The 12,718-nt window shown below is 66.2% G+C and carries 17 protein-coding genes; 1 reads left to right on the forward strand and 16 read right to left on the reverse strand.

Going from position 1 to position 12,718, the window contains the following annotated elements:
* Positions 1-236: 236 nt before the first annotated feature.
* The 15 genes from ACFXP5_RS04060 to murI all read right to left on the reverse strand — a co-directional run bounded on the left by ACFXP5_RS04060 (position 237) and on the right by murI (position 11,022).
* A complete protein-coding gene (locus tag ACFXP5_RS04060) occupies positions 237-683 on the reverse strand; it encodes a recombinase family protein (protein ID WP_394544175.1) in 447 nt (148 codons plus the stop codon).
* Positions 684-2,078: 1,395 nt separating this feature from the next.
* Positions 2,079-2,657 (reverse strand): recombinase family protein, encoded by a 579-nt coding sequence (locus ACFXP5_RS04065; protein ID WP_394543603.1) that lies wholly within the window; start codon positions 2,655-2,657, stop codon positions 2,079-2,081.
* A gap of 151 nt (positions 2,658-2,808) precedes the next feature.
* Entirely contained in the window at positions 2,809-3,078 is a 270-nt protein-coding gene (locus tag ACFXP5_RS04070; protein WP_394543604.1) for a helix-turn-helix domain-containing protein, read from the reverse strand.
* A 56-nt stretch (positions 3,079-3,134) separates the two neighbouring features.
* A complete protein-coding gene (locus ACFXP5_RS04075; protein ID WP_394543605.1) occupies positions 3,135-3,350 on the reverse strand; it encodes a hypothetical protein in 216 nt (71 codons plus the stop codon).
* Positions 3,347-3,676: a hypothetical protein gene (locus ACFXP5_RS04080; RefSeq protein WP_394543606.1), complete on the reverse strand. Its 330-nt coding sequence runs from the start codon at positions 3,674-3,676 to the stop codon at positions 3,347-3,349. The genes ACFXP5_RS04075 and ACFXP5_RS04080 overlap by 4 nt, the downstream gene beginning before the upstream one ends.
* Positions 3,677-3,774: 98 nt before the next feature.
* A complete protein-coding gene (locus tag ACFXP5_RS04085) occupies positions 3,775-4,173 on the reverse strand; it encodes a hypothetical protein (RefSeq protein ID WP_394543607.1) in 399 nt (132 codons plus the stop codon).
* Complete coding sequence (locus ACFXP5_RS04090) at positions 4,173-4,796, reverse strand: hypothetical protein (protein ID WP_394543608.1); 624 nt, start codon at positions 4,794-4,796, stop codon at positions 4,173-4,175. Before ACFXP5_RS04090 ends, ACFXP5_RS04085 begins: the two co-directional genes overlap by 1 nt.
* The gene (locus tag ACFXP5_RS04095; RefSeq protein WP_394543609.1) at positions 4,793-5,179 is read right to left on the reverse strand and encodes a hypothetical protein; all 387 of its coding nucleotides are present in this window, start codon (positions 5,177-5,179) and stop codon (positions 4,793-4,795) included. The genes ACFXP5_RS04090 and ACFXP5_RS04095 overlap by 4 nt, the downstream gene beginning before the upstream one ends.
* A 316-nt stretch (positions 5,180-5,495) precedes the next feature.
* Positions 5,496-6,206, reverse strand: a complete 711-nt coding sequence (locus tag ACFXP5_RS04100; RefSeq protein WP_394543610.1) for a hypothetical protein — start codon at positions 6,204-6,206, stop codon at positions 5,496-5,498.
* A gap of 58 nt (positions 6,207-6,264) precedes the next feature.
* Entirely contained in the window at positions 6,265-6,780 is a 516-nt protein-coding gene (locus ACFXP5_RS04105) for a helix-turn-helix domain-containing protein (protein ID WP_394543612.1), read from the reverse strand.
* A 455-nt stretch (positions 6,781-7,235) separates the two neighbouring features.
* Positions 7,236-7,700: a hypothetical protein gene (locus ACFXP5_RS04110; RefSeq protein WP_394543613.1), complete on the reverse strand. Its 465-nt coding sequence runs from the start codon at positions 7,698-7,700 to the stop codon at positions 7,236-7,238.
* A gap of 187 nt (positions 7,701-7,887) precedes the next feature.
* Entirely contained in the window at positions 7,888-8,763 is an 876-nt protein-coding gene (locus ACFXP5_RS04115; RefSeq protein WP_394527128.1) for a glycosyltransferase family 2 protein, read from the reverse strand.
* 41 nt (positions 8,764-8,804) lie between these two features.
* Positions 8,805-9,404 carry an RdgB/HAM1 family non-canonical purine NTP pyrophosphatase gene (gene rdgB, locus ACFXP5_RS04120; protein ID WP_394543614.1) on the reverse strand — a complete coding sequence of 200 codons (600 nt, stop codon included), beginning with the start codon at positions 9,402-9,404 and terminating at the stop codon, positions 8,805-8,807.
* Between the two features lies 1 nt (position 9,405).
* On the reverse strand, positions 9,406-10,164 hold the full coding sequence (gene rph, locus ACFXP5_RS04125; RefSeq protein WP_394527131.1) for a ribonuclease PH: 759 nt from the start codon (positions 10,162-10,164) through the stop codon (positions 9,406-9,408).
* Positions 10,165-10,203: 39 nt separating this feature from the next.
* The gene (gene murI / locus ACFXP5_RS04130) at positions 10,204-11,022 is read right to left on the reverse strand and encodes a glutamate racemase (RefSeq protein WP_394543615.1); all 819 of its coding nucleotides are present in this window, start codon (positions 11,020-11,022) and stop codon (positions 10,204-10,206) included.
* Positions 11,023-11,112: 90 nt separating this feature from the next.
* Here murI and ACFXP5_RS04135 point away from each other — a divergent pair, with 90 nt between their 5' ends.
* Entirely contained in the window at positions 11,113-12,441 is a 1,329-nt protein-coding gene (locus ACFXP5_RS04135; protein ID WP_394543616.1) for a nicotinate phosphoribosyltransferase, read from the forward strand.
* A gap of 4 nt (positions 12,442-12,445) precedes the next feature.
* Here the strand turns inward: ACFXP5_RS04135 and ACFXP5_RS04140 are convergent, their stop codons facing one another.
* On the reverse strand, positions 12,446-12,712 hold the full coding sequence (locus ACFXP5_RS04140; RefSeq protein ID WP_394527136.1) for a DUF3039 domain-containing protein: 267 nt from the start codon (positions 12,710-12,712) through the stop codon (positions 12,446-12,448).
* Positions 12,713-12,718 lie beyond the last annotated feature (6 nt).

The raw sequence follows: 12,718 nt of genomic DNA on the forward strand, positions 1-12,718 counted from the left end.
AGGGGACGTCGGTGCCCCCTCTCCAGCGCATGCTGATCGATCCGATACAGCACGTGCGTCTCCCCCGTCTCGCGGCGAACGGCGGCGCTGTAGACGACGAGATAGTGCGGTCTGAATCCGTCGCCCAGCACGAGCCACGAGCTCCGGCGCGGCCCGCTCTGATGGAGTCGATATCGTGACGCGCATGGGGGAACGTTGGCCCGTCTGTGCTGTGATCCTGGTGGCCGTCTAGAAGGTCAGGCGTCCGCGAGCGCACGATGGACCAACGCCCGCGAGATCCCCGTCAGCTTCACGATCTCGGCCACGGTGCGGCCCTTGCCCTTCAAGTGGCGCACCTTCCGAATGTTCTTGGTGGTCATGGTGGTGATCGGTCGCCCCGCTACCTGCTCGCCTGCCTCGGCGCGTGCGGCCTTGGCTGCGCGTGCCTCTGCTTCGCGCTCTTGATTCATTGACCGCTCCAGCTCAGCGACCAGGATCAGCACGTCGCGGAGGAACTTGCCCGTAGCACCGGAGAACTGCTGCTCGGTGCCCTTCATGCTGTAGACGGTGACGCCCTTATCCTTTAGCTCGGCGAGGGTCTGGAAGCCGTGCAAGGCGGTGCGGCCCAGCCGGTCAAAGCTGTGCACTGTGATCGAGTCCCCCGGGCGCACGCGGGAGAGTAGGTCATCGAGGCCAGGCCGCAGCCGCCGCCTCGGTGGCCATCATTTGGCGTCGCCCGGGCGGCGACACGTAGCCCTCCCTGCGCTAGTGAATGAAGCGGAGGTGTCGGCAGAGCTGGAGAGCTATTCGGAGCTGTCGGAGGGAATGCGGGCGGCTCTGGCCCACGCGCTCAGTCCTAGCTGAACTTCGAAAACCGCGCCTGACCTGGGGAAAATACTTCACGACCCGGGCGGGGAACTAGGCTCCGGGGTTCCGCATAGCGCAGTGTCTACTGCCCCGGAGCCTAGTTCCCCGCCCGGGTCAGCGGTACACGACTCGCCGCCTGCAACATGATCGTTGCAGGCGGCGAGTGTGAGGCACGAGTAAGCGCCCCCAGAGCCGGGGCGCGCTGGGCTCTAAGAGGTCTTGGCGAGTGCCTTAATCCACTTGGGCGTCTCGACCTTGCGACCCGCGTTGGCCTTCACCACGACTCGGGCGGCGATTCGACGCTCCGCGTCGGAAGGGGCGCGACGACCGACGCGCTTTTCAAGCTCTGTCCTGGTCATGCGGGGCCTCCATTCGTATCGCGTTACGCAAGGTTTCCGTTCTTGCTACGCGAGACCAGTATCCGCCATTTCTCGACTAAATGTCTACCGTGCGCGGAACTGTGGCGTGATCGGCGGCGGAGTGGACGGCACTGATGGCTCTGATGGCTCTGATGGCTCTGATGGCTCTGATGGCTCTGATGGCTCTGATGGCTCTGATGGCTCTGGATCTTCGCCATCTCCGCCACTCCAATCGTCCCGCTCGGGACCGTCGCCGAGCGGATCCAACGTGACTGCCAGCATGACCTCCGCGAGAAAGGTCTTCTCGTCATTCCGGGCGAGCCGACTCATCGAGAGGTACTCAAGCGCCGCCGCACCTGCGCGCCGCTCAAGCTCCACCGCATCCGGTTTGACGTACAGTCCAAGCGCCCATTCGACGCGCTGCCACCACGCGTTCAGTCGGGCCTGATGCCTCGCTCCGGCAAGCGCAAGCGCCGCAGCGAACACGGCTGCAAGACCACCGAAGCCCGGGCTGGTGAGCCAACCGCTAGCCCAGGGCCAACCGTCGTTGAGCCACCAGCGCGGGAGAGTGCTCCACCATCCAGCAATGTCAATGACGTCACCGTCGTTGAGGGCGAGAACAACCAATGAGACTGTCCCGATCACGATGATGCTCAGGGCAGCGCCAACGTCGCGCGAGTCATGAGCTCGGGTCTCATCGCCCTCGCTCGCATCACCACTTCGAGCTATGTCAGCGCCATCGGACAAGAAGCGTCTCCTTCGTTCAGTTCGAAGGTACCGGCGCATCACGGAGGGGCACCAATCAAAGGGCCTTTGCGGCTATGCGTCATGAGGCACTCGAAGGTCCCCTGAGCGTAGAAGGTGGATTAGTCGCTACTGGGCCAGCGCTCTGTATACGGATGCGCGGGATACGCCGGTCAGCTTCACGATCTCGGCCACGGTGCGCCCCTTGGCCTTGTGCCCGCGGATCTTGTTGATGTTCTCGGCGGTCATGGCCGTGATCGGTCGGCCCGCGATCTGCTCGCCATCCTTGGCGCGAGCTGCCTTCGCGGCGCGAGCCTCGGCTACGCGCTCGGCGTTCATCGCGCGCTCCCACTCGGCTACGTGGGTCATGACGGCGCGCACGAGCTTGCCGGTCGCGCCGCTGAAGTCTTCGCCCGGCTTCAGGCTCTTGACGAGGATGCCGCGCTCTTCGAGGTCGGCAAGAGTGCCCAGCACATGCAGTGCAGACCTGCCCAACCGATCCATGCTGCCGACGGTGATCGAGTCACCGGCTCGCACCCGCGAGAGGAGGTCATCCAGGCCGGGGCGAGACTGACGGGCACCGGAGATCTTGTCCGTGAAGATGTCAGCCGGGTCGATGCCCGCGCCGGTCAGCGCATCGAGCTGGCGGTCGTTCGTCTGCGAGGTAGTCGAGACCCGTGCGTATCCGAAGCTCTTCGAGTTGGTCATGTCTCAACTGTAACCCGTACGAAAGTTCTGAGACAAGTAGCAGAGACAACTTTCGGTCAGAGAATAAGGTCCATCTGAGCCTCGAACCAGCATGAGTCGGGGTCGTCTCAGATCCTTGGATTTGAGACACGATGCAGCATCGTGTCTTGGCTCATTCCTCGCTCATACCTGCGGCCCATCGGATCGCGGCGTACACGGTGTCCCGGCCAATCCCGAAGCGTTCCGCGATGGCAGCGACCGTCCAACCCTCACTGCGAAGCGCGCGAACCTCGGCTTCTTGACCGGCGGTAAGACGGCGGCGACCACGATTTGTCTCGATGCCCTCACGACGGAAGACGGCATGCAAGGTTCGCGGAGCCACCCCGAACAGGTCCGAGATCGCCGCGACGCCGTAGCCCGCACGCCGCAACGTCGCTGCCATGCCCTCCCGCTCCGGCGTTAGCGCGCGAGGCTTTCCCGGTCCGCGGGTCGGCGTGGTCATCCGTCACGCTCCCCGAAAAGAGAATTCGCGTGATGGAACTCCAGGTTGCTCATCGGAGGTTCGAGAACTCGACCGGCGCGCTCCACGAGGCGGATGATGCGCCCGGTGCTCTCGCGCACGAGCGTCACGCCGTCGAGCACGAGCACGTCACTGTCGAGCGCGACCTGACTCGTCATGCTGCCGCCGACGCTGACAATCCGAATACCGCTCATCGTGTCCGCCTCGGCAGGTAGGTGATTTCAAGATCTCGGAGAAGATCTTTGGGAAGGCCGAGGACGGCACGGACATCGCCGTCAGCGGTCACCGTGAGCACGTGCATGTGGCCGCTGCTTTCCCTTATGTAGAGCAGGTCGCCGTGCGGTGAGTGACTGACTGCGGCGCTCCAGCCGTTGGGCACGCGAATCGGCGCGCCGGAGAGAAAGATGATCGCCGCGGGAGCGTCTCGGGGTACCCGAGGCTGGTCACCCAGCGTGACCCCGTGCGCGGCGTCCAGGCGAGACCTGAGAGCCCGCGTGCGATGGGAGCTGCCGAGATCCACGGTGGTGCCTACGTCGCTCTGAGGGGCGTATCCCGGTGTCGGGCGCGGATTGTGTCCCGACAGTCGGAAGGGATGGATCACTCGTGCATGTGGGCTGGTCATCGACTAACTCCCTCGGCTGCGCGAACTAGCTTCGCGAAATGAGCCAAGCTCATGACTGCGTAGCTCTGGTCGATCCCGACGTCCGCACGCCATTGAACGAGGGCACCGACAGGTGCACCGGTCAGCACCGCGGTACGGGTCGCGGCGTCGAGGTCATCGGAGAGCCGGTGCCGGAGTCTCGACGTCACGGTGACGGCGACGCCGGGGATCGCGATGTCGGGTGCGAGCGTGTCGAGATCGACGTCGAGAGCCTCGGAGATCTTGATCGGTGCGACCCGTGACGGTCGAGGCGCGACGGTGGCGAAGATCTCCTCCTGCTCGAAGAAAGCGCCGACGAGATCCACAACGGCGCGATGAACGCTGCGGTTCTTGTTCTGCCATGCGGGGCCGCTCATCATGCCCCCGCTCGGGAGGGTCCGATGTTCGAAACGCCCGTTGCCGCGCTCTCGGAGATCCGCGCCTGCTGTTCCTCGAACGCACGGTCAGCCTTGATGACCGAGGTGATAACCGAGGTCACCGGACCTGCGCCGTACACCTCCTGCACTCGACGGAGAGCATGGGCACGGCGCTCAGGGTTGGGCTCTGCCCATGCCGCCTTGCGAGCGATCTCGCGCGCTTCGACCCACAGGGTGGACCCGTGTACCCACGGCGCGAGATCACGAGGTGCCCGGCCTGCGCGGAGTCGCACCGATCCCCACTTCTCAATTTGCCCGTTCGCATCGCCCACGAGTGCGGGCCACGTGAGGTTCCCGAAGCGATCCTTTGACGCGTCGAGCATCGCTTGGTCCACCTGGATCTCGTCGCCTCGGTAGAGAACGACCGATGCTGATCCGTAGATTGACGTCGAGCGCACAATCGAGATCCCACCCTCGTCCAGCGAGTGAATCCAATCCCCGGGCTGAATCGAATGGCCGCTCACCGTTTCAGTGTCCTGGGCCTGCATTATGGCCAGGCGTTCGCGCGCCTCCCGCAGACGGCGCTGGCCGAGGGGTTCGGTGATGTCGATGTCGGGGGTCATGAGGTTACCTCTCTCGTTTGCTTCTTCTCCGCAAAGAGGACTGCCGCCTCGCGGTATTGCTTGGCCCATGCCGTGCGATTTCGGGCGTCCAGTCCATCCGCCAGCACGAACAGCACTTCGGGGTGATCGTCAGCGACGAAGCGGATTGCCTGCAGGAGATCGACAGCGTCGTGGACGTTGGCGGCGGTCTCGGTCTTCGTCACCCCCAGCCGGTCGGCCAGAATGGTGAGCGCTTCGAGTTCGGCACGCCCTGCTGCGATGGCAGTGCGCCCATCAGATTCGGAATCGAGGCGCACGTCACGGGCGGACTCCGCGATGTCCATCACCCGCGTGGCCAACTCGACACCGATGGAGCCCGTCGCGTCGAGGATCTCGTCACGCATCGCGTGCTCGACATGCGCACGGACGTGTCGTCGTACGGCATCGCTGGAAAGGCTCCAACGGCGCGCTACGCCGCGAAAGGTCCCGCCCTGGAGAAGATCGCGTTCTACAGCATCACGGTCGTCAAACGTGCACACGCTGCACGGCCTACCGGTCGGTCTTGCGAGATTCCCCATAAGAGGGATATCGGTACAGCCGACGTCGGAAGAGCCTGAAAGTCGGTGAAATCAGCCGACCTCGAAGGAACCTCTAAGGTTGAGGCCGTTTTTCGTCGCCTTGCGGAACCCAAGTCCGGCTCGTGCCGTGTCCAAGGCTCCATCACCCGACCAGCTCTTTTAACCGTCGCCTTATCGAGGTGAGATCAATTCCTTGCGGGCTCGCTTCATGCTCTTCCAGAAGCCGATAACCGCCCTGCAATAGTTCCGTTGCCGACTCTTTGTCACGGTCGAGACTGAGTCTGTAGTCGTCCAGCTTCGAAAGGTAGGACTCCAAAATTGCGACACCCCTTTGCCTTTGGGTCGCACTTCCTGAGTCGGCCCTGCTGAGCATCCGCATCGTCTCGACATACCGGTCTGCCAGCTCAACGCGGCGCACAATGAACCTGGTGCGGCTAAGTCGCGCCGCGTATTCGAGTGCGTCCCTGAGCTCACGCGCCGCCCGTGCCGCTCGACGTTGTGACCGGTAGACGCGTGCCCGTGGGTAGACATCCGCAACGAGAGCGTGCACAAGGGGAATGAGCGGGTTTAAGACCACAAGCCCGACCGAGAACGCAAGGCTATTTACCGCCCACTCGGGTGACGCGCGGGACTCCTCGCCCGCCAGAAGCGCGCCTAAAGCGAAGGCGAAGGTGGTGACCAGGAGGGCAGCGCAGGTGACTGAGAGGATCACGAAGACGATGCGGTCCAGCAAGGAAGTCTCAAATCGCCCCTTCTTGGTCACCTGTCGTGCGAACGCACGTACCTCGATGACGAGGGCGAGCGCCAGGACGGGTACGACCTGAGCTACAACCGGCCAGAAGTCAGGGTTCACAAGTTCATGATGGTGGACGAGCGAGTGAGCTGCTTCCAAGGATGTTTGCGTGTGTGCGCTATCCGCGCGCTCGAAGCGCTCGGCGCATCCTGTCGATGGTGCTGTGCGAGACGCCCATGTGCTTGGCCTGCTCGGGGACGGTGAGGCCGTCGAGGAGGGCGAGCAAGTCGAGGTCGATGTCGGTCCAGGTCGGCTTTCGTTTCGAGATCTTGCCGCCCACGCTGCCGATGCGCTGCATCTCTCGGGTGTAGTCCGGCGTCCAGGTGTCTAGCGCGTAACGCGCACTAGACCGAGCGACGCTCTCGATGGCTGTCAGCCCAGAGCGCGACTCATCCAGATAGGTGCGGCGGAGGCGCTGGGGTGCCCGCTGCTCGCCGTAGTCGTGGTGGTACACAAGGTGCCAGCACTGCTCCCTGAGGTAGCCCTCCAGGGCGAGCACGAGCAGGTCGTGCTCCGGAGGCTCTAGACCGTCACGGCACCGATCATTCAGGACGCGACGGCAGAGGCGGCGGAGGTGGAGGCGAACGACGTCGAACAGGTCGTTCTGACCGCGACGACGGGAAGGTCTGCGCATCGCCTTGCGGTGTCCACGAGCCGCACGAACTGCGACGAGGTCAGCGACGAGCGCCTCGATCTCGTCATCCCCATACGCCCTGGACGGTCGTAGGTTATCTGACGTGATCCAGGGGTGCTGGTTCGCATTAACCGATGAGCGCTTAACTGACGTGCTCGCGCTAACGCTGCGCTGCATCTCGGCAAGGGTCAGCTTGCGAGGAGCTGGGGTGCGACGGTGGTCGTCGGCGGGTAGCATCGACATCGGAAATCACTTTCGTTGCCGCCTCACCTCTGCCAGGAGGGGGGCGGCATTTCCATGCGAGCTCCAGGGCGGTTCAGCGCCGAGAGTACCCCTCTCTGACACCGCTGTCTATTTCGTGCGAAGTTCGCTCTAACCTGGCTTTTACTTCTTGCGCGTCACCCGCTAAATGTCCCCAGCCCGTGGAAATCTGCGTACTTTCCGACCGGATGCAACTACACGAAACGGCCCAGCGCCTCGTTCGCCTCGAAGAGGTCCTGTGCAACAGCGTCAAACTCGCTCTCGTGGACGACGCGGCTGGCACCCTTACGGCTCCACAGCGCGACCAGCCCCTCCTCATCTGACCGCATGAGAGCACCGCCGATAGCGCTGTGGAGGATCTGGTTTCGACGGTCGAGTGCTGCCTTTGCCTGATTCAGCACCGCAGAAAGCCCCGGAGGCTCCTCCAGACCGGCTTCGAGCAAGCCTCGACACAACTCGATCAGCTGACCCGACGTTCGCCCCTTCGCGATTGCCGTGCGAGCCGGTCCGAGGTCTTTCAGGAGTTCAACCGTCACCCACGTGAGTGACGTCTCCACCCAGGCCGCCCAGTATGCGACTCGCCCAAGGGCTCTCTGCCCGTTTTCGGAGACGATGATGCTCTCAACAGTCCACGCCTCATCGACGCCGGTCTCCCCCATGCTCGGAGACTACCGGAGTTGGCAAAGGGGCTTCTATCGGAGGTGCAGTGACATCGCTTGTCAAACCTGGTCGTGTCCATTTCGTGTCCAAAGTCGTGGACACGAGCTACGCTGAGGCCGCAGGAGGACGGGCGTAATTCTGGAATTTGGATCGATCCCCAGCTAAAACCGGGAACGATCACGATTCTCACTCCGCGGTGGGGGTGCTCGCCTGGGCGTGGTGCTGCGCGCCGCTCTCGGGAAGCTGCACGCCCTTATGGCCGTGACGCGCCTGAAGGCGGCGCTCGGCGTGCAGCGCCGGGTAGCTGCCGAGCAGCACCGCCATCGGGGTGAGCAGCCGCACATCGTGGATGCCGTGCGCGCGGTAGGTGCGCTCGAACCGCTCGACGTAGAACGCGAAATCGCGGGGGCTGTCGTCGAGGCGACGGGCCGACATCCCGGCCACCATCGCCGACACGTACCCGATCTTCAGCCCCGCCTTGGCGAGGTGGACGGCCAGATCGAGGTCCTCGTGCATGAGATCCTCCCGGTCGGGGCACACGTCGCCGCGCACGCGCAGCCACGCCTCCTTCGTGAGGGCCATGTTGCTGCCGAAGAGGAAGACGTAGTCGCCCGCGAGTCTGACCTGCAGCTTGCGGAACGCGTCGTCGGCGCGGTGACCGAACGAGCGCAGCGGCATGTCGTAGTACTCCACCGGGCCGGAAGCGGCGACGAACTCCCCCGCGGCGAAGGCGTTCTTGACCTGCTCGACCCAGTCGGGGGCGATGATCGAGTCGGCGTCGATCCTGCCGATGACGTCGCTCGTCGCGGCATCGAAGCCGGCGTTGCGCGTCGGGGTGATCCCCTGCTCGGCGTCCTGGCTGATCAAGCGGATGTTCGCCTCCGGAAACGCCGCGATCATCGCCTCGACGACCGCTCGCGTGCCGTCGGTCGAGCGGTTGTCGACCACGATCAGCTCTTCGGCGGCGACGGTCTGCTCGATGGCCGCGATCAGGCAGGGCCGGATCGTCTCCTCCTCGTTGTACGCCGGGATCACGATCGACACGGTGGGAGTCGCAGTCATGCCTCGAACGTACCCCTCCGCTGCGGCCTTCGGCGAACGGTTCAGAGGGTCGCGAGCAGGGGGGCCAGCGCGACGAAGGCGCGGGCGCGATGCGAGGCCGCGTTCTTCTCCGCGGCGCTCCACTCCCCCACCGTGCGCTCGGCGCCCGAGGTCTGCCCGTCGGGCACGAAGGCGGGGTCGTAGCCGAAACCACCCGTACCCGAGGCCGCCCGAGCGAGGCGGCCCGGCCAGACCCCTTCGACCACGTGCTCGGCGCCACCCGGGACGACCAACGCGATCGTCGAGACGAACTGCGCGCTGCGATGCGGGTCGGCGACGTCGCTCAGCTGGTCGAGCAGCAACGCGAGGTTGGCGCCGGCATCCTTGGCATGTCCCGCCCAGTAGGCGGAGAAAACGCCGGGCGATCCGCCCAGCACGTCGACGCAGATGCCCGAATCGTCGGCGAGCGCCGGCAACCCGGTGTGCGCCGCTGCCGCACGCGCCTTGATCAATGCATTGGCCGCGAACGTGACGCCATCCTCGACCGGCTCGGGGCCGTCGTAGCCGACGACCTCGATGTCGGGACGGGTGGCCGCCACGATCGCGCCGAACTCCTCGACCTTGTGCGGGTTGTGCGTGGCGAGCACGACCTGCGCGGTCATGTCAGGCCTGCTCGTCGCCGGTCAGCGACACGGCGAGCGCAGCGGCCTGAGCATCGCGCAGGTCGCCGCAGCCGGCGATACCCAGCTCGAGCAGCTGGTCGAGTTCCCGCTTGTCGAACGGCGCGCCCTCGGCGGTGCCCTGCACCTCGACGAAGAGTCCGCGACCGGTGACGACCACGTTCATGTCGGTCTCGGCACGCACGTCCTCGACGTAGGCGAGGTCGAGCATGGGGGTGCCGTCGATGATCCCCACCGAAACGGCCGAGACCGAGTCGATCAGCACCTCCGAGCGCTGCCCGATGAACTTCTTCCGACGGCCGTAGGCGATCGCGTCGGCCAGCGCGACGTACGCGCCCGTGATGGCCGCGGTGCGCGTGCCGCCGTCGGCCTGCAGCACGTCGCAGTCGATCACGATCGTGTTCTCACCGAGCGCCTTCGTATCGACCACGGCGCGCAGCGAGCGCCCGATGAGGCGGGAGATCTCGTGCGTGCGCCCGCCGACCTTGCCCTTGATGCTCTCGCGGTCGTTGCGCTCGTTCGTGGCGCGGGGCAGCATCGCGTACTCCGCGGTCACCCACCCCTTGCCCTTGCCCGCGAGCCAGCGCGGCACCCCGTTCGTGAACGTCGCGGTGCACAACACCTTGGTGTTGCCGAAGCTGATCAGCGCCGAGCCCTCGGCGTGCGCCGACCAGCCGCGCTCGATCGTGACGGGGCGCAGCTGATCGACCGTACGGCCGTCCTTGCGGGTGATGTCGGTCATTCGTTCTCCAGTGCTCGGAAGGGCGAGGGATGCTGCGCTTCAGCGCGGCAGGTCGATGGCGCCCGTGTGCACGAGCTGCACCTCGCGCACCTCGCGGCCCATGAGGCGGTGGGCGAGGCGCAGGAAGTCGTCGGCGGAATCGCCGGTGGCCTCGTACACGTGGGTGGGGGAAGCATCCGCACCCGCGAGCAGGTCACGGCTGACGAGCTGGCGGTAGACGTCCTTGGCCGTCTCGGTGTCACTGGAGACGAGGCTCACGTCGGGGCCCATCACATAGCTGATCGCGCCCTCCAGGAACGGGTAGTGCGTGCACCCGAGCACGAGGGTGTCGACACCCGCGTGGCGGAGAGGGGCGAGGTACCGCTCCGCCGTCGCCAGCACCTCGGGCGAGTCGGTGATGCCCGCCTCGACGAACTCCACGAATCGCGGACAGGCCTGCGCGAAGACGGTCAGGCGCTCGTTGACCTCGAGCATGTCCTGATAGGCGCCGGAGCCGATGGTGCCCTCCGTGCCGATGACGCCGATGCGTCCGTTGCGGCTCGTGGACATCGCGGTGCGGACGGCGGGGCCGATGACTTCGACCACCGGAACGTCGTAGCGTTCGCGAGCGTCGCGGAGCACGGCCGCCGAGGCGGTGTTGCAGGCGATGACGAGCATCTTCACGCCCTCCTCGACGAGCGCGTCGAGCACCTCGAGCGAGTAGCGGCGGACGTCGGCGATGGGCTTGGGACCGTAGGGCGAGCGGGCGGTGTCGCCGATGTAGCGGATCGATTCGCGCGGCAGTTGCGCGGAGATCGCCCGGGCGACGGTGAGTCCCCCGACTCCGGAGTCGAAGATCCCGATCGGTGCGTCGTCCACGAGATCCCACCCTACCCGCGGGTCCGTGGGACGCGGACTCGGTGGCCCGGGCGGCGCCGCGGCGCGAGAGGGCCCGGGTATCGTTGCGGCATGAGCGCGAGCACGGCCCTGCACACCGACCGCTACGAGCTCACGATGCTCGACGCCGCCCTGCAGGACGGCACCGCCGAACGGCGGTGCGTCTTCGAGGTGTTCGCGCGGCGGCTCTCGGGAGCCCGACGATTCGGGGTCGTGGCGGGCACCGGCCGTCTGCTCTCCCTCATCCGCGACTTCCGCTTCGGCGACGAGGAGTTGCGCTTCCTTCGCGAGCAGCGCGTGGTGGGCGACGCCACCCTCGACTTCCTCGCCGACTACCGCTTCACGGGCTCGATCCACGGCTACCGCGAGGGCGAGCTGTACTTCCCCGGCTCGCCGATCCTCACCGTGGAGGGGACGTTCGCCGAGGCGGTCATCCTCGAAACGCTCGCACTGTCGGTGCTCAACTACGACTCCGCGGTCGCGACCGCAGCATCCCGCATGAGCATCGCCGCCGGCGACCGCCCGCTCGCCGAGATGGGCTCACGTCGCGCGAGCGAGCAGGCCGCCTTGGCCGCGGCCCGCGCCGCCTACATCGCGGGCTTCAGCGCCACCAGCAACCTCGCCGCCGGTCTGCAGTGGGGCATCCCCACGATGGGCACCGCCGCGCACGCGTGGACCCTGCTGCACGACACCGAGGAAGACGCGTTCCGCTCGCAGGTCGCCGCGCTCGGAGCGGGCACCACTCTCCTCGTCGACACCTACGACATCCGTGCCGGGGTCGAGACCGCCGTGCGGGTCGCCGGGCCCGAGCTCGGGGGCGTCCGGATCGACTCGGGCGATCTGCCCACCGTCGCCGCCGAGGTGCGCGCCCTGCTCGATGAGCTCGGGGCGACCGCGACACGCATCACGGTGACGAGCGACCTCGACGAGTTCGCCATCGCCGCTCTCGCCGCCTCCCCCGTCGACGCCTACGGGGTCGGCACCTCCGTGGTCACCGGGTCGGGGTCACCGACCGCGGGCATGGTCTACAAGCTCGTGGCGCGCCAGGACGCGGACGGCGGATGGGTTCCGGTGGCGAAGCGATCCGTCGACAAGACCAGCGCCGGCGGCCGCAAGTCCGCCTTCCGCACGCTCGATCAGGGCGTCGCGACGAGCGAACTGGTCGTGGTCTCGGACGGTTTCGAGGAGTTGGCGGATGCTGCCGCTCACCCCGAGGCGCGAGCGCTGCAGGTGCCGCTGATCGTCGACGGGGTCATCGACACCGCGGCCGAGGGGCCGGCGGGCGTCACGGCCGCGCGGGAGCATCACGCGCGTGTCCGTGAGGAACTCCCGGTGCGCGGGCTCGCGCTCAGCCGATCGGAGCCGGCGCTGCCCACGGTGTTCGCGGACGCTCCGGCCTGACCGACTACTTCTGCAGGGCCTCGTAGATCTCTTTGCAGGTCGGGCAGACGGGGAACTTCTCGGGATCGCGTCCCGGCGTCCACTTCTTGCCGCAGAGCGCCCGAACCGGCTTGCCGGTCAACGCCGACTCGAGGATCTTGTCCTTCTTGACGTAATGCGAGAACCGCTCATGGTCACCGGGTTCGACGTTCTCTTCCCGGATCAGCTCTTCGAGCTCACGGTCGAGGGTCGCGAGGCCCCCCTGGTCTGGACGGTCAAGAGGGGTGCTCATAGGGTG

The organism is Microbacterium hanjuni (genome assembly GCF_043556395.1).
In the GTDB taxonomy this organism is placed as follows: Bacteria; Actinomycetota; Actinomycetes; order Actinomycetales; family Microbacteriaceae; genus Microbacterium.